The organism is Pedobacter sp. UYP30, from assembly GCF_040547165.1.
In the GTDB taxonomy this organism is placed as follows: domain Bacteria; phylum Bacteroidota; class Bacteroidia; order Sphingobacteriales; family Sphingobacteriaceae; genus Pedobacter.
On sequence record NZ_JBEPPD010000003.1, the window covers coordinates 206337 to 223405 of the forward strand.

At 38.3% G+C, this 17069-nt stretch carries 16 protein-coding genes; 7 read left to right on the forward strand and 9 right to left on the reverse strand.

Features of this window, described 5'->3' with window-relative positions:
- Positions 1-22: 22 nt before the first annotated feature.
- Positions 23-1774, forward strand: coding sequence for an ABC transporter ATP-binding protein (locus ABIB40_RS05200; protein ID WP_354356696.1), 1752 nt, complete (start codon positions 23-25; stop codon positions 1772-1774).
- Positions 1775-1801: 27 nt separating this feature from the next.
- Positions 1802-1990 carry a PLDc N-terminal domain-containing protein gene (locus ABIB40_RS05205; protein ID WP_354356697.1) on the forward strand — a complete coding sequence of 63 codons (189 nt, stop codon included), beginning with the start codon at positions 1802-1804 and terminating at the stop codon, positions 1988-1990.
- Between the two features lie 162 nt (positions 1991-2152).
- Here ABIB40_RS05205 and ABIB40_RS05210 read toward each other — a convergent pair whose 3' ends face one another.
- The 5 genes from ABIB40_RS05210 to ABIB40_RS05230 form a co-directional block, all read right to left on the reverse strand.
- Positions 2153-3433 carry an MFS transporter gene (locus ABIB40_RS05210; RefSeq protein WP_354356698.1) on the reverse strand — a complete coding sequence of 427 codons (1281 nt, stop codon included), beginning with the start codon at positions 3431-3433 and terminating at the stop codon, positions 2153-2155.
- Positions 3434-3913: 480 nt separating this feature from the next.
- The gene (recG, locus tag ABIB40_RS05215) at positions 3914-6019 is read right to left on the reverse strand and encodes an ATP-dependent DNA helicase RecG (protein ID WP_354356699.1); all 2106 of its coding nucleotides are present in this window, start codon (positions 6017-6019) and stop codon (positions 3914-3916) included.
- Positions 6020-6282: 263 nt separating this feature from the next.
- On the reverse strand, positions 6283-6666 hold the full coding sequence (locus ABIB40_RS05220) for a RidA family protein (protein ID WP_354356701.1): 384 nt from the start codon (positions 6664-6666) through the stop codon (positions 6283-6285).
- Between the two features lie 14 nt (positions 6667-6680).
- A complete protein-coding gene (locus ABIB40_RS05225; RefSeq protein ID WP_354356703.1) occupies positions 6681-6818 on the reverse strand; it encodes a DUF6728 family protein in 138 nt (45 codons plus the stop codon).
- A 117-nt stretch (positions 6819-6935) separates the two neighbouring features.
- A complete protein-coding gene (locus ABIB40_RS05230) occupies positions 6936-8354 on the reverse strand; it encodes an OmpA family protein (protein WP_354356705.1) in 1419 nt (472 codons plus the stop codon).
- 165 nt (positions 8355-8519) lie between these two features.
- Here ABIB40_RS05230 and ABIB40_RS05235 point away from each other — a divergent pair, with 165 nt between their 5' ends.
- The 5 genes from ABIB40_RS05235 to ABIB40_RS05255 all read left to right on the forward strand — a co-directional run bounded on the left by ABIB40_RS05235 (position 8520) and on the right by ABIB40_RS05255 (position 13178).
- Positions 8520-9809, forward strand: coding sequence for an aminopeptidase P family protein (locus tag ABIB40_RS05235; protein ID WP_354356707.1), 1290 nt, complete (start codon positions 8520-8522; stop codon positions 9807-9809).
- A gap of 242 nt (positions 9810-10051) precedes the next feature.
- On the forward strand, positions 10052-10603 hold the full coding sequence (locus ABIB40_RS05240; protein WP_354356709.1) for a cupin domain-containing protein: 552 nt from the start codon (positions 10052-10054) through the stop codon (positions 10601-10603).
- Between the two features lie 68 nt (positions 10604-10671).
- On the forward strand, positions 10672-11904 hold the full coding sequence (locus tag ABIB40_RS05245) for a serine hydrolase domain-containing protein (RefSeq protein WP_354356711.1): 1233 nt from the start codon (positions 10672-10674) through the stop codon (positions 11902-11904).
- A gap of 118 nt (positions 11905-12022) precedes the next feature.
- A complete protein-coding gene (locus ABIB40_RS05250) occupies positions 12023-12334 on the forward strand; it encodes a YbaB/EbfC family nucleoid-associated protein (protein WP_354356713.1) in 312 nt (103 codons plus the stop codon).
- Positions 12335-12500: 166 nt separating this feature from the next.
- Positions 12501-13178, forward strand: coding sequence for a metal-dependent hydrolase (locus ABIB40_RS05255; RefSeq protein WP_354356715.1), 678 nt, complete (start codon positions 12501-12503; stop codon positions 13176-13178).
- A gap of 94 nt (positions 13179-13272) precedes the next feature.
- Here the strand turns inward: ABIB40_RS05255 and ABIB40_RS05260 are convergent, their stop codons facing one another.
- The 4 genes from ABIB40_RS05260 to ABIB40_RS05275 all read right to left on the reverse strand — a co-directional run bounded on the left by ABIB40_RS05260 (position 13273) and on the right by ABIB40_RS05275 (position 17026).
- Positions 13273-13650, reverse strand: a complete 378-nt coding sequence (locus ABIB40_RS05260; RefSeq protein WP_354356717.1) for a hypothetical protein — start codon at positions 13648-13650, stop codon at positions 13273-13275.
- Between the two features lie 70 nt (positions 13651-13720).
- Positions 13721-14593, reverse strand: coding sequence for a cysteine synthase CysM (gene cysM, locus ABIB40_RS05265; protein ID WP_354356718.1), 873 nt, complete (start codon positions 14591-14593; stop codon positions 13721-13723).
- Complete coding sequence (gene epsC / locus ABIB40_RS05270) at positions 14590-15408, reverse strand: serine O-acetyltransferase EpsC (protein ID WP_354356720.1); 819 nt, start codon at positions 15406-15408, stop codon at positions 14590-14592. Before epsC ends, cysM begins: the two co-directional genes overlap by 4 nt.
- 97 nt (positions 15409-15505) lie before the next feature.
- The gene (locus ABIB40_RS05275) at positions 15506-17026 is read right to left on the reverse strand and encodes a glycosyltransferase family 39 protein (protein ID WP_354356722.1); all 1521 of its coding nucleotides are present in this window, start codon (positions 17024-17026) and stop codon (positions 15506-15508) included.
- Positions 17027-17069 lie beyond the last annotated feature (43 nt).

Here is a 17069-nt window from a genome sequence, read left to right on the forward strand (position 1 = left end):
TTTTGCCGATCAAAAAAACTGAATGAAGGTTCTTGTAAATTATCTAAGGAAACACACTTGGGTTGTTGTATTGGCATTGATACTTGCTGCTGTAAATATTGGTTTTTCATTATTAGACCCATACATAACCGGCAGAATTTTAGACAAATACATCAACAAGAAAGATGCGTTAAGTCATAGTCAATTTTTATGGGGGGCACTTGGTTTGGTAGGATTGGGAGTTGGAGCTGCTATGATTTCTCGGATAGCTAAAAATTTTCAAGACTATTATACCAACGTAATTGTGCAGAAAGTTGGTGCAGAAATGTATGCAGATGGATTGAAGCATTCGTTGAAACTTCCCTATCAAGTGTTCGAAGACCAACGCAGCGGAGAAACACTTGGCATTTTGCAAAAAGTACGCATCGATTGCGAAAAGTTTATTACGTCTTTTATAAGCGTTTTATTTACCAGCTTGATTGGGATGATTTTTGTGATCGTCTATTCTTTTTCTATTAGCTATAAGGTTACACTTGTTTACTTCGCCGCATTGCCTATTATAAGTTTTGTAAGTTGGTTTTTAAGCAGAAAAATTAAGACAATACAGAAATCGATCGTCGGAGAAACCACAGCGTTGGCGGGCTCTACTACCGAATCATTAAGAAATATAGAATTGGTAAAGAGCCTTGGTCTTGCCGATCAGGAGATAGAGCGTTTAAACAAAACGACATATAAAATTTTGGGCTTAGAGCTGCGCAAGGTAAAGTATGTGCGCAGCATGAGTTTTTTACAGGGAACAACGGTAAACTTAGTGCGTAGCACAATGGTGCTTGTTTTGCTTTTGTTAATTTTTGAGAACACCATTTCTGCAGGCCAATATTTTTCTTTCTTGTTTTATTCGTTTTTCCTTTTTGGCCCATTGCAAGAACTTGGCAACATTATGCTTACTTGGAGAGAGGCCGACGTATCTTTAAACAATTTTAAAAATATCTTAAGCCGACCGATAGATGAGAAGCCTAAGGATCCAATTTCAATTGAGAAGTTAACAAGCCTAACTTTTAAAGAGATTAGCTTCAAGCATCAAACGGCAAAAACAAACGCCTTAACCAACATTTTTTTCGAAGCGAGTAGTGGACAAACCATCGCTTTTGTTGGCCCTTCTGGTGCCGGAAAATCTACTTTGGTTAAACTTTTGGTTGGCCTTTACCATCCTCAAGAAGGAGAAGTTTTATATAATGGCATTCCCAGCAATAAAATAGATTTAGATGCTTTGCGCGAAAAAATAGGCTTTGTAACGCAAGACACGCAATTGTTCTCTGGCACAATAAGAGAAAATTTATTGTTTGTAAAGCCTTCGGCTACAGATGAGGAATGCTATAAGGTGTTAAAGCAAGCAGCCTGCTACACCTTGCTTGCTAGGGCAGACAATGGTTTAGATTCTGTAATTGGCGAAGGCGGGGTAAAGGTTTCGGGAGGGGAGAAACAACGGCTTTCTATTGCGCGTGCATTGCTGCGCCAGCCAGATATTTTGGTTTTTGATGAAGCCACCTCTTCCCTGGACTCAATAACAGAAGAAGAAATTACCAATACCATAAAGCAAGTATCAACTGCCACATCCCACATAACCATTATTATAGCCCACCGACTTTCTACAATTAAACATGCAGATAAAATCTATGTGTTAGAGAAAGGGCAAATTATAGAGAATGGCACACATGAGGAATTGATAGAGCAAAAAGGGTTATATCAAGCCATGTGGAGACAACAAATTGGCGAGCGCGTTGTTGAATATTAGCAAACTTCAACCAAACACAGAACAGATATGCAAAGCAACCAAATTAGTCTATTCGTCCTTGTCGGGATTATTCTATATCTGGCCTTAATTATAAGCGCCATTTACCACAATTCTAAAACTAATAAACCCATGCCACAGAAATTACTTTGGTACGCAATTATTATTTTTGCTCCTTTTATTGGCTCAATCATGTATTGGATTTTGGGGAGGAAGTGATTGTTAATTGTTGATGATTGATTAAACTACTTTTCCCGAACGCGGGACAATCAGTTTCCCGCTATACAAAGAACGGTCGGCTACGGTATTTGGCGTGTAATTTTTACTTAAAACGTATTAAGTATCACTCATTTTTTCGCTTTAGTCTTTCAACTTTTCGCTTTAAGCTTTCTGCGTATTAATATCTTCTAAATTTAACTTTAGCATCTTTTTTGTTTTAAACCAAGTAACGCCCGCAATAGCAATCGTCATGCTTCCGCCAAAAACTACTGCTGGCACGGTGCGCATTAGTTTCGCTGTTAAGCCAGATTCGAATGCTCCAATCTCGTTGCTAGAGCCTATAAACATGCTGTTAACGGCAGACACTCGTCCGCGCATCTCATCTGGCGTAAGAAGTTGCATAATGGTAGAACGGATGATTACACTTATGCTGTCAAAAGATCCTTCCATAAACAATAGGCATAACGTGAGGTAATAGTTTTTGGAAAGGCCGTAGCAAATAATGCTCGTTCCAAAACCGGTTACGGCAATAAGTAAATTTCGCCAAGGTTTGTTCATGGGCGAATAACGCGTCATAACTAACATGGTAATTACTGCTCCTGCCGAAGAGGCTGCGCGCATATATCCTAAACCTTCAGCACCCACTTTCAAAATGTCATGGGCAAATACGGGTAAAAGCGCTACTGCGCCACCAAAAAAAACCGAAAACAGGTCTAAACTCATTGCCCAAACCATCATTCGGGTTTTGAAAACAAATTTTATTCCTTCAGATAGGCTGTCCATAATGTTGGTTGTAGGAATAAATCTTGGCTCGTGTTTTTTTAGGAAAAAAATGCATCCCAATGCAACGGCGATGAAGAAAATGATGACAAAATAGGTTGTCGTAATGCCGTAGAAGCCGTAAATTAATCCGCCAACGGCAGGACCGATGATGGATGCGAACTGCCAACTAGAGCTGTTCCACGTGGTGGCATTTGGGTAAAGCTCTCTCGGTACAATCTGTGCCATGATGGAAAAAGTGGCCGGAGAGAAAAAACCTCTGGCAATGCCAATGCCAAAAACCATCGTATACATAATGGGTACCACATAGCTTCCTAGTATGTATTGATGCATGTAATTAGAGGTGGCGAGAAGCATAACTAACGAACACAGAAATACGCCACAAAAAACCTTTATAAGAAGTCCTCGCTTTTCGGTTTTGTCTGCCACGTAGCCACCATATAGAGCGATACCGATTGCCGGAATTGCCTCACATAAACCTACCAAGCCAAGCGAAAGTGGATCATTGGTAATTTTGTAGATGTGAAAACCGATAATAACGGCTTGCATTTGATAGGCAAACGTAAAGAAGAAACGCATGCCCAGGTAAAAACGAAACTCTTTTATCTTGAGGGTAACGAATGAATCTGTTTTTTCTGTTTCAGGAAATTTTGTATTTGCCAATTGCTTTTTTTAGATGCCACAAAAGTAGCCTTTGAAAAGGGAAATCAGAAAAAGAATTAAGGCTCTGGAATAAATAAGGCCTAGGTAGGGCGTTCTAGGTTTTAAGTTGAAATAAAAAGCCTAATAGTTTGCCGCTTAAACCATAGTGATCTTCTCTTTTTTAAAGTTAATATGTGGTCTAAAAAATTGTGGAGCAGACCGTTATAAGATTAATGAATCACAACTTATAAAGTCAAAGACGTTCCTCGATTTTTATCGGTTTCTCCGTTTTTCAATTACTGGTGGGTTTTCTGTTTTTCTAATACCTTCAACAGATACAATTGTAATTCTAGCCTTTGTATTTGGTATTTATTTTCCATCCTTAAAGTTTCTGCTTAGATTTTCCGATTATATTCAACCAATATAATTGTAATAAGCTAACACAAGGTTTTTTTACGCAGGTTTCGAATAGTCATTTCAGATAAGAGATTTTGTTTAAGGCTAGCTAATCTTATCCATAGAAATTCCCTGAGATTTTTGCTGTAGAAATGTTTTTAACAAGATGTTTTCTGGCTTCTCTAATGTGGGGTCGTTTTCAAATAGCTCTAAAACTGTTTTTCGGGCTTCTATCAAAATATTTTGATCTTTGGTTAAGTCGGCTAACTTTAAATTCAAAACGCCACTTTGTTGGGTTCCGGTTATGTCTCCCGGACCCCGCAGTTGCAAATCGATCTCGCTAATTTCGAAACCGTTGTTCGTTTTTACCATCGTATCCAACCGCAATCTAGCTTCTTTACTAAGCTTGTCGCCACTCATTAAAATGCAAAAAGAATGTTCCGCTCCCCTACCTACTCGTCCACGCAACTGGTGCAGTTGAGAAAGCCCAAAGCGCTCTGCATTTTCTATAACCATAACAGATGCATTCGGAACGTTAACGCCAACTTCAATCACAGTAGTGGCCACCATAATGTTGCGTTTGCCTTCTACAAACTCTTGCATCTCAAATTGTTTATCTGCATTTGGCATTTGGCCGTGTACAATGCTAATTTGGTAATCGGGGCGTTTAAATTCGAAACCTAGTAATTCTACTCCCGCTTCTAGAAACTTTAAGTCGAGTGTTTCACTTTCCTTAATAAGCGGGTATACCACATAAACCTGTCTGCCCTTTGCAATCTCTTGTTTTATAAGTCCAAACATTCTCAGTCTTTGGCTCTCGTACAGGTGTAGCGTTTCAATAGGCTTTCGGCCGGCCGGAAGTTCGTCTATCATAGAGACATCCAAATCTCCATAAAGCGTCATGGCGAGCGTACGTGGTATTGGCGTTGCCGTCATAACAAGAATGTGTGGAGGAATAAAATTTTTTCTCCAGAGCTTTGCTCGCTGCTCTACGCCGAACCTATGTTGCTCGTCTATAACCACTAGCCCCAAGTTTTTAAAGATAACCTTGGGCTCTATTAATGCGTGTGTCCCAATTAAAATATCTATAGCCCCCTCCTCTAATTGCTGGTGTAACAAGATTCTATCTTTTTTCTTGGTGCTACCGGTTAAAATAGAAACTGTTATCAGCTCGTTACCAATTAGCTCGCAAATCGATGCATAGTGTTGCCTTGCTAAAATTTCTGTTGGCGCCATCATACATGCTTGGCAGCCGTTATCGATGGCTAGGAGCATGCTCATTAAGGCAACTACTGTTTTTCCGCTGCCGACATCGCCTTGTATGAGCCTATTCATCTGAGCGCCCGTTTGGGTGTCGTTACGTATTTCTTTAATCACCCTTTTTTGGGCATTGGTAAGATCAAACGGCAAATATTCCGTATAAAACTTATTTACCTTCTCCCCAACTTTTGCAAATAATGCACCCTTAAATTTTTGTTGTCGCAGTTTTTTAGCATTAAGCAGTTGTAACTGGATAAAAAATAGTTCCTCGAATTTAATTCGTCTCGTTGCTGAATTTAAAACAGTTTCGTCTTTTGGAAAATGGATATTCAAGAGTGCAGATCTTCTATCCGGAAGACTGTATTTTTCAAGTATTAGCTGCGGAAGGTTTTCCTCCACTTGGGCCAAAGCTTGATCTAATACAGAAACCGTTAAACGCTGTAGTCCTTTGCTGTCTAGGTTAAATTTCTTGAGTTTTTCTGTTGAGCCATAAACAGGTTGTAAGGTTAAATTTCCCCTACTTTGTTTAGCGCTTTGGTAAGGTTCTATTTCTGGATGCGAGAAACTAAACGAGCCGTTAAAAATAGTTGGTTTGCCAAAGGCGATGTAAGCGTTGCCGACTACCAACTGATCACTTACCCAATTTATGCTCTGAAACCAAACAAGCTCTATTAGGCCAGTATCATCTTTAAAAGCAACAACCAAACGTTTAGTTCTTTTTTCTCCAAGAATGTTTTTGCTTATTATCCGCCCAATAATTTGAACATATTGGGTTTCGGGAGTTAATGTATTGATTTTATAAAACTTGGTTCTATCTATGTACCTAAACGGATAATAGGTAAGTAAATCGCCTACTGTAACAAGACCCAGCTCTTTTTTTAAGGTCTCGCCTCTATTTGGGCCAACACCTTTTACAAACTCCAGCCGCATGTTTAAAGTAGAATCTTGCAAATTTTACAGATTTGATAGGAGTGATAAGTTTTACAGCATTGAAAGTTAAAAATAGAGATAGATAACAGCAAAAGCAAATATGCTGATAGGGCATTAGAAATGCTTTTATGCCATAGATTTCTAAATGAATTAAATTAAGCAGCACTCTAAGAGCGCGCCGTGTTTTTTTATAGACAGCGGCAGTTTTTAGAGAAATTGGTATTATTAATGGCAAGCAACACAAGTGGAGTTTAGTGGCTGAAAACTGCCAATCTATAGTTCGGTTATAATTGAAGTATTGCGGTAACCGAAATTTCTACGTTTACATTTTTAGGTAGCGCAGAAACTTGTACCGTTTCTCTAGCTGGAAACTGACTTGAAAAATATTCTCCATAAACGGCATTAACAGATGAAAAATCGTTCATGTCTTTTAAGAAAATAGTTGTCTTAACTACATTTTCAAAGCCTACATTAGCTTCTAAAAGAACAGCACTAATGTTTCTCATTATCTGGTGTGTTTCTTCTTCTATGGTTGTTAAATTTAGTTCTCCGCTTTCTGGATTTAAAGCAATTTGGCCAGAGGCAAATAGAAAGCCGCCCGCTGCTACCGCTTGGCTATATGGCCCGATTGGCGAGGGCGCATTGGTAGTTTGTATTGTTTTTTTCATGATTTGTATTGTTATTAGTTAATTAACCACTGCACCAGTTTATAAAGAATTCCGATTACAAAAACGGCAATCGCTAGCGCATTTATAAAATGCATTATTTTTAGGTTGATATTTGATGGCCTGTTAGCGTCTTTTTTCCTAAATAAGTACATATACAAAACTAAATAAACCTTTTGGTTTTTTAGAACAATAAGTATTGTCTAAAAAATTATATTAAAAAAAAAGGTTCCGGAATTTCCGGAACCTTTTACAAAACTATTAACTAAATATTAGTTTCTAGCAGTTTCAACACGACGGTTTTGGATACGACCTTCTTCAGTATCGTTAGAAGCAATTGGGTTAGCTTCACCATAACCTTTAGTCATAACTTGGCTAGAATTAACACCAGAGTTTACTAAGTAAGTTTTAACAGAGTTTGCTCTGTCTTTAGATAACTTCATATTATATGCAGCAGTACCTTCGCTAGAAGCGTAACCTTTTAAGTTTGCTTTACCACCGTTTTCACGTAATGATGAAGATAATTTATCTAATGTTGGGTAAGATTCAGTTTTTAACACTGAAGAGTTGAAATCAAACTGGATTGATTCCATACCTGTTACGTTGCTAGAATCTGCCATTGGAGCAGTCATTGCAGGAAGAGGACAACCAGAACCATCAACTGCAGTACCTGCAGGTGTACCTGGGCATTTGTCGAATTGATCAGAAACACCATCACCGTCAGTATCTTTTTTCAAATCTTCAACAGCTTTCTCTACGTTAGAAACACGATTTTTCAATGCTTCAACTTCTTGACGTAAAGATGGATCTTTTAATTCATCATACATGGTAGCCAATGGATTAGACCATTCTAAACTTGGTTTCGAAGAAGAACCTAAAGAGAACTCTAAACCAGCGTAACCGTAAGAGAATTTATCTTTAGAAGTTCCTTTTGCATAAACACCATCAACGTTATCTTCGTCAACAAAGTTCATGGTGTAACCTAAGTTAAAGTTAACACGCTCGGAAACTTTAAATTTCACACCAACACCTACAGGAATATAGAAAGAGTGGATGTAATCTTTATCATTACCAGATTTGGTTTTTGAATTACCATATCCGTCATTGCCACCGTACATTCCTTTTTGATCTACAACAGTACCATTTCCCAAAGTAACTTTGGGATTGTAAGCAATATAACCAGCACCAGCAGTTACAAAGAAACCAACTGAATTCTCACGGCGTAAGAAATCAACAGATCCAACATTTACAACACCACGTAAATCAACAGCATATTGAAGTTGGGTTTCAAAATCTTTAGCGGTAGATCCAGCGCCATAAAGGCTAGCATCGTTAGAACCAGAAAGCTTTCCACGAACACCATTTAATTCTAAAGCGAATGCGTTACCTAATTGCTTACGGATATTTAAACCGTAACCTAAGTTAACATCCCATTTGTTAAAATCATTTGCACCGCCAATAGCAACAATAGGAGCTAAAACACCGCCATTGATACCAATTGACCAAGTTCTGTACTGAGCTCTTCCGCCAAATACCTTGGCTGAGGAAGACATCGAAGTCGAAGTCGACATCGGAGAAGACATTGCTGTCGAATCTTGAGCTGTCGAATCTTGAGCTGAGGCAATGGTAGCTATACCGGTGGCCGCAACTAAAGAAAGCACAAGTCCTTTCTTTAAAGTAGAATAATTCATAATCTTTTTTTTAAGGGTTAAATACTAATTAGTTAATCTTTTGTAATCGCAAAATTAAACAAAATTTTAAATTTTCAAACATTTATACAAAATCTGTTCCAAATTTTGTAGTTATAACAGCTTTAATTACATTTGATTTTCGACATAAACACCCACCAGATACGTATGAAGCAGAAAACAGTAGCCTGTAATTTATTTATATTAAATAGAGAAAACTTTGCTAAAAAGCTTAAAAGCAATAGTTTAGCCATATTCCAATCGAATGATGAGTTTCCAAGAAGCGGAGACCAGAACTTTATTTTTAAACAAAATGCCGATTTATTTTATCTTTCTGGGATAGATCAAGAGAAAACTATTTTATTAATTTTTCCCGATTGTCCTAATCCGTTGTACAAAGAAGTACTTTTTTTAAGACAGACCGACAATCATATTAAGGTTTGGGAGGGATATAAATATACAAAGGAAGAAGCATTAGAGACTTCTGGTATCTCTGCAATTTATTGGTTAGAAGATTTCGATGCAATATTGCAGAGTGTGGCCAACTACGCCGACCATATATATCTAAATGCAAATGAAAACGACCGAGCAGTAGCTGAAGTACCTTATCGCGACCTTCGCTTTATCAATGAAATGAAAGCCCGATTTCCCTTACATCATTTTGAGCGTTCGGCGCCCATTATGCGCCAATTAAGGGTGGTAAAATCAGAAATAGAGGTAAAGTTAACCCGACAGGCCTGCAACATTACTCGCGACGCCTTTATTAGGGTACTTAAGTTCGTTAAACCAGGCGTTAAGGAATATGAGATTGAAGCGGAAATAATTCACGAATTTGTAAGGCAGGGCGCTACTGGCCATGCATATTCGCCAATCATCGCCTCGGGTTATAATGCAACCATTCTGCATTATAATGACAATAGTCGAGTTTGCAAGGATGGCGATGTTATTTTGTTCGATTTTGGAGCAGAATATGCCAATTATAATGCAGACATGAGCCGCTCTATTCCAGTAAATGGAAAGTTTACAGATAGGCAAGCCGCGGTATACCAATCGGTACTACATGTAATGAAAGAATCTACCAAATTATTAAAACCCGGAACAGATTGGAATGCTTATCATGAGCAAGTTGGCGAACTAATGACTGAGCAGCTAATAAAACTAAAATTGCTGACCACCGAGCAGGTAAAAAAACAAGATTCGAAAATCCCTGCCTATAAAAAATATTTCATGCACGGTACCTCGCACCATTTGGGCATAGATGTGCACGATTTTGCTGGAAGATATACCCCCTTTGCAGAAGGTAATATACTTACAGTTGAACCAGGTATTTATATTCCAGAAGAAAATTTGGGCATAAGACTCGAAAACGATGTGTTGATTACCGCAAATGGAATAGTCGATTTAATGGCAAATATTCCGTTGGAAATCGAAGAAATCGAAGACATTATGAACAGCTAAGGCCAAAATTACTTGGTTTTAAAGAAAATTTTTAGGGCGCTTTAATCCCGAATCAAAATCGGGACAGGCTCGCTTTCCATTATATCTTTCTCCCCGCCTAAAAAGCGGGGAAAAAGGATGCAATTGCAATCGTTAGCGCGGAGCAATGCTTAAAAACGCAATCATCTATTGTATGCGATAAGATTTACGATTTAGCTAAACCCTTTTTAGGTTTCTTTGTTTCTACTAAAATTGTACATCCCATGGACAAAGAAAAATTAATACAAGAGGCGTATTTGGTTTCGCACAAAATAGAACCTAACGGAAACTTTCCAAACAATTCGAAATATCCACTAATGATTTACAAGGGAGCGCTGCTTATTCATCCAGACGATACCGAAGAAGTTATAAAAACTGTTTTTGCACAAAACGGATACAGCAATGCTTGGGTAAATGGAATTTTTGATTATCATCATTACCATAGCAATACACACGAGGTTTTAGGTGTTTTTTCTGGCAAGGCCAACGTGCAGTTTGGTGGGCCGCATGGGGTTGTTATAGAGTTGGATAAGGGCGATGTGGTGCTTATTCCCGCGGGTGTTGCACACAAGAGCCTAAGCGTTAGCGCCGATTTGAAAGTGGTGGGCGCTTACCCAAAAGGAGCCGAGTATAACCTCCGCCGTGGTAGCCAAGAGGAAATTGAGGAAGCAAAAAGAGAAATAGAAAATGTGCCAGAACCAGAAAGTGACCCAGTTTATGGAAGCAAAGGACAGTTGTTTGAATGTTGGTATAAACAAAATTGCAAGAATGTTTAAAACTCTTTAAAGTTTACGGTACAAATTTATTTAATTTTCGGGCTTTAATTTTAGCATTACACACATAAATGAATTTTCGTTACCTATTTGCAGCATTAGCCCTCTCAACTACTGTATTTACTGCCTGTTCCAGCAAAAAAGCTGATGAAAAGAAAGTTGCCGAAAACAATAAAGTTAGGACAGCTGCAGATGATAAAGCTGATAGCGTCTTAATTTCCTATAACCCTGCAAAAGCAGATAAGTGGATAGCCGATTTTGTAAGCAACCTGCATAAAAAGTATGGTTTTAATGGCAACGTGCTGGTAGAGAAGAAAGGAAAAATTCTTTATCAAACCGCCATTGGTTGGGCAGATTACCTACATCGCGATAGCTTAAAAATAAACTCTGAGTTTGAGCTTGCCTCGGTTACCAAAACATTTACAGGCACGGCCGTTTTACAATTGGTAGAAGAAGGTAAGTTATCTTTAAATGACAACGTGAAGAAGTTTTTTCCCAACTTTCCGTACGATGGCATTACCGTTAAACTGCTTTTGAGCCACCGCAGCGGCATGATGAATTACGTTTATTTTATCGATGATATTTTTCGCAAAGAAAAGCGAAACATGAAAAAGGGGGTTACCAATAAGGAAGTGATGGACCTTATTGCAGAGAGAAAGCCGCGACCGTACATTAAACCCGATGTTCGGTTTCATTATAATAACTCCAATTTTATGGTGCTGGGTGCTATTATAGAAAAAGTTACTGGAGAAAGATATTCACAGTATATGATGGATCATGTGTTTAAACCGGCAGGCCTAAAACACACCCACGTGTACAGCAAAGCCGAATATGAAAAAATACCGGTAGATGTGGTTGGACATGATAGAACTTGGAAGTATTCTGTGGCACAAAATTTTTTAGATGGTCCGGTGGGCGATAAAGGAATTTACAGCACTATCCACGATCTACTACTTTTTGATAAATATCTGAAAAACGGACGTTTGTTAAAACCGAGTACACTAGATTCTGCCTATGTTGGCCGCAATAAACGTGTTAATGGACATTTTAACTATGGCTATGGCTGGAGGCTTTTTGAAGGCAAGAATATGGATCAAGTGGTTTATCATACCGGCTGGTGGCACGGTTTTAGGCACATTTATGTAAGAGACTTAAGTAAGGACATAGTGGTGATTTTATTAGGAAATTTAACCAATGGTAGTCTTTTGCACTTAGATGACCTTTACAAACACTTAGATATGCCCATTATTAGAAAAGGCGCATATAGAGGAGATGGTGGTTTGCCGGGTGCCGATGAAGACTAGAAACCCCAAAACCCCTGTAGGAACTTTTTACTTAGCGTTCCAAAGCTCCCTTCGGGTGTAAAAGAAAATCTATTAAAACACAAAGGCAATATTTCTAGTTATATTAAAAAAGCTAATTATGTTCGATCAATTATTTGCGGCACAACAAAAGGCCGAAGAGATTAAAAAACGTTTAGATACCATATCTGTATTTGGTGAGGTAGAGGATGGAGCCATAAAAATTACCGCTACGGCAAATAAGGCAATTACCGGGATTTCCATAGACCAAGAATTTTTAAATGGCGCAGATAAGGAGGAACTAGAAGAATTGCTGTTGACGGCCATTAACAAAGCATTGGCAAATGCAGAACAAGTTAGTGCAACCGAAATGCAGTCGGCTACTAAAGATATGCTTGGCGGCCTTGGTGGAATGTTTGGACAAGGAGGTTAATAGCAAATTGCATCTAAGATGAGCTTTACCAATTTTTAGCAAAAGCCATAATCTCGAAAGCATTAAATTAATTAATTTCAAAAATAATCAGCATAATATTCTGTAATTTAGGTTTTTAGCTTTACGCTTTTTGCACGTTGCTTTCGGCCTTTATATAATCTAAAAAATGAAATATACCTATTATGGCCAGTCGTGTTTTTTATTAGAGGCTGCGGACAAAAAAATACTTTTCGACCCCTTTATCTCTCCTAATCCTTTAGCCAAGGACATAGACATTAGTAAGATAGAAGCAGATTATATTTTCGTGAGCCACGGCCATGGTGACCACGTGGCAGATTTAATTTTGCTGGCCAAGCAAACAAACGCAACGGTGGTAGCTATCCCAGAAATTATTGCTTGGGTAGAGAAACAAGGTGTTAAGAATGTACACTCCATGAACTTTGGCAAGTTTACCTTCGATTTTGGCAAGGTGCGGATGGTTGCTGCCCTGCATTCATCTAGCCTACCAGATGGCTCTTACGGCGGCAATCCAGCTGGTTTTGTGCTTGAACTGGAAAGTAAGCAAATTTATTTTGCCGGGGATACAGCGCTAACGGTGGAGATGAAAATATTAGCTGATCTTTACAAATTGGATTATGCCATTTTGCCCATCGGAGGAAATTACACCATGGACGTAGAGGATGCATTAATTGCCACCAAATATTTTAATTGTGATCAGGTAATTGGCATACATTACAACACGTTTCCGGTTATTGAGATAGATACCGAGGAAGCGAAAGATAAGTTTAAGCGAGAAAATAAGACCTTGTTATTGCCCCAAATAGGTGCAACAATTTCGTTGTAAAAGCTATTCAGTGTGATTTAGCAATAAGCAAGAAAAAAAGAAGGGGTTGTATCTTTCGATGCAACCCCTCCAAACTATAAGCCTAAACTTAAACTTAGTGTTTCTTGTTAGCCTTGTAACGCATATCGGGAGTACCGTCTTTTTTAACAGGCCCAACTTTATTTACTGTTTTGTACCTTTTATCTGGGGTACCATCGGCTTTTAACTTAACACCCGATGTGCTTTTTTCTACCTTAGTAGGTGCCGCTTTTGCTTTGCTTAATGTAGTCGATGTTTTTTTATCAACTTTTACGGTGTTTGTTTTAGCGGCGACAGGTGCTTCCTTAACTTTTGCTTTTTCTACCTTGGCCTTTTTAGTTACGGCCATTTTTTTTGTTTTAACTTCTTTTTTGGTTTTAGTTGCTGGTGTTTGTGCAAAGGTGGTAGAGAAACCTAGCGCAAAAAGAGCTAACACGATGAACAATTTTTTCATAATACTTTATCTTTTTTATGATTACATAAGTAAAGATGAAGTTTAATCATGAAGAAACAATGAAGAATTTTTAACCAAACAGGTTGCTGCTCAAATACCTATCTCCCCTATCGCAGGCAATGAACACTATTGTTCCTTCGGTTAACTCTTGCGCTAACTTTAAGGCGGCATAACAAGCGCCTCCGCTACTCATGCCAGCAAAAATCCCCTCGGTCTTTGCCAAATTACGGGTCATTTGGGTCGCTTCTTCTTCGCTCACATCCATCACACGGTCTACCCTGGTTGGGTCGAAAATCTTTGGAAGGTAAGCTTTTGGCCATCTCCTAATGCCTGGTATAGATGAGCCATCGGTAGGCTGGCAACCAACAATTTGAATGTTTTTATTTTTTTCTTTAAGATACATAGAACTGCCCATAATGGTGCCAGTTGTGCCCATAGAGCTTACAAAGTGGGTAATGTTATGATCGGTATCTCTCCAAAGCTCGGGTCCGGTAGTTTTATAGTGTGCCAAATAATTGTCTTTGTTGGCAAACTGATTTAACAGAAAGTAACCGTCACTTGCGCATTGTTCCTCTGCGTAATCTCTGCACTTTTCAATCCCATCCATCAATATTACCTTCGCACCAAAAGCCTGCATGGTAAGCGTACGTTCTTTGGTAGAATTTTCTGGCATAATAAGCTCTATCTCTAAGCCAAAAAGCCGCGCTATCATCGCCAGCGCTATTCCCGTATTTCCGCTTGTTGCTTCAATTAGTTTCGTTCCAGGTTTAATGTCTCCTCGAGCCAAAGCAGATTGGATCATGTTTAATGCAGCCCTATCTTTTACGCTTCCGCCTGGGTTGTTGCCTTCTAACTTTGCATAAACGGTAACTTTGGGATTTTTATTTAAGCGGGTCAGCTTAACCATGGGCGTGTTTCCCACTAAATCTATTAGCGAACTCATAATATATTTAAATTGGTATTGTCTACAACTTTAATAATAGGCGTATGGTAAACGGTAGAATTCTTTTGCACGCTCTTGGTTATCCATACATTACCACCTATAATGCTATTTGCGCCAATTACCGTTTCGCCGCCTAAAATGGTGGCGTTGCTGTAAATAACCACATGATCTTCTACCGTTGGATGTCTTTTTGTGCCAGCTAAATTTTTGCTTACGCTCAAAGCGCCTAGGGTAACGCCCTGATATATCTTTACATGGTTTCCGAGCGAGGCAGTTTCGCCAATAACAATGCCAGTTCCATGGTCAATGCAGAGGTAATTTCCGATAGCTGCCGCTGGATGAATGTCTATCCCGGTTCTAGAATGTGCATATTCCGTTAAAATGCGGGGAATTAATGGAATGTTTAATTGGTAAAGCTGATGTGCAATGCGATAAAATGCAATGGCCATAAAACCAGGGTAGGTTCTTATTACCTCATATTCGTTATTGGCTGCCGGGTCTCCGCTGGTTAGCGCAGAGATATCGGTTTTTAAAACCCCAAAAATGCTCGGAATACTTTCCATAAACTGCTCGGCAATAAATTTATTATCGCAATCGATACAGGCTTGTGTTTCTTCCAGCAATCGGTGCAAGTCTTTTTGTATAGCCTCAAACTCTTCGGCAATGGCTTCTGAGGTGGTAAAAACCTTGTCAGACGTTTCTGGGAACAGGGCGGCTAAAAGCTTGTACGCCCATGAGGCAACTTCCTTATTAGAGGGAACGGCTTGCGCGCGGGTTTGTCTTTTATAGAGGTTATCAAGAAAGTTTTTTTCCATTTTTTTATAAAGTCAAAGTTAATTTTTTGGAAGTTTTACCCGCGATTTAGCTCAAATTTATAGGTTTGATTTTTGTAAAAATAAATCAGCGACAATTTTACTCAAAGATTCTAGTTTTAAACAGCTCTTTCATTACCTCAAAGCTCTGTTTTGGGTTTTTGCAGATATAAATATATTGATATAATTGTTCATCAGTGGCTGAATATGGGTTATAGATTGTTCGTACTTTAGTTATTGTACCGAAATACGGTTGAAAAAAATTCCCCACCATATAACTTAAAGCAATAATGGTTTTTGGCATTTGGCCGTTCGGCGCCCAAGTATAGAAACTCCCGTGGTAGGAGAATGCCTCAGGTAAATCATATTGGTCTCTAAACAAATTTATAGCACCTGCTTGTCCATAATGTTTTGCCCAGACCAAACAATATTTTCTTTCGTCCATTGGCAGACTATCGTAAACCGATTTCATTTCCCGTAGTGTGGTTCGCCATTTTTGTTTATTATAGTATGCATCATTTCTAACGGCAAATTTCCCACCATCAATTTCCTTTTTTTCGAATGGATAAATTTTTGTGAGATACCGATTAAGGGAATAAATTGGCATTCCGAAGGGAATTAGTATGCCTCCAAAAAATATCAAAATCGTAATTGGATAAATTGACCATCGATATCTTTTCAAAATAATTTGTTCCAAAAAAATTGCGCCAAATGGTAAGATAGTCAAGACGATTGGGAAGAAATAATATGATTTTCCATTTTCGTACAACAAAAATAAAAATGATAGGACAATTGAAGTTGCTACAGGAAATATCAATAATTTATTTTTTGAGGATGTCATGAAATACACTCCTGGCAGAAACAATAATAGGGTAACAATTGGATTCATTGCAATAAGCAGGCCCATAATGTTCGTAACTCTGCTTATTTTGTCTAGTTGTGTTTCATAGAGCCGATTAAACATTTGTATTGCCGGATAGTCATGTAAAAATTGCCATATTAAATTGGGGAGTATAAATACTAACCCAACTAAAACGTGCAACCAAAATTTATTTCTAATGAGTGCATTTCTAGTTCTGGTGAAGAATAGCAAAGAAGCTAACCCAAAGATGAAGAAGACAGCATCGTATTTTGAGAGAAAACCTAAAATGCAAGAAAATGTAAGTAGCCAAAGTGATTTTTTGTCTAGAAATTTTACAAATCTCACCAAGTAATAAAAACCTAAAGTCCAAAATAACTGACTGAAAACTACAGGCTGAAAATTTTGTTGCGAATCTCCAAAACTCGGTGCTATTATTATCCCCAGAAGAACAAGAAAAACAGCCTTGTTTTTTCCGCCTAATTCTATTGTGATTTTAGCTACAAAAATTAGAATAATTAGGCTAGCGATATGAGGAAAAATATGATAAATGAAAATGGAATGGCTATGAAATAGATCTTGAAAGAAGGCCAAAAGCCCAATCAACGGCGGAAACTCCATATAACCAAAGGCAAGGTGCTTTCCAGTTTCGATGTGTAATAATTCATCTCCCTGAAAACCAGAGTGGCTATCTGCAACTAGGTGTAGCGCTAACTTCAATACACAAAAAGCACTTGTAATAATCTTAGTCGATTTTGTCATCAATTCATATTAGATTATTTTTAAAACAATCAAAAACCACCTT